General features: G+C 67.1%; 1 protein-coding gene. It reads left to right on the top strand.

The annotated features are described in order from the left end of the window. Positions 1–31: 31 nt before the first annotated feature. A partial coding sequence (locus SB754_RS22470) for a hypothetical protein (RefSeq protein WP_410784487.1) occupies positions 32–243 on the top strand: 212 nt, incomplete at its 3' end.

The raw sequence follows: 243 nt of genomic DNA, 5'->3' as shown, positions 1-243 counted from the left end.
GAGCACGCAACTCATTAGCGACGGCGAGTGGGTGAGCGATCCCGACCAGCGCTTCCGCGTGATCTCGTTGGCCTTCCTGGCCCAGTGCGTGCCACAGCCGGAAAAGCAAGAGCAGGAACTGGCCCCCTGCGGCGACGGCTACCCGCTGCGCGGACTCAGCGACCCGCAACGCCGCAACCTCGTGGGTCTCGACTACCCCGGGGTGACCATCGACTTCGTCACCCCCGGCACCGAGCAATACGC

The sequence above is a fragment of the Leifsonia sp. SIMBA_070 genome, assembly GCF_046534635.1.
GTDB lineage: Bacteria > Actinomycetota > Actinomycetes > Actinomycetales > Microbacteriaceae > Leifsonia.
Note: the sequence above shows the minus strand (reverse complement) of the source record. Positions and strands in the feature narration are given on the sequence as shown.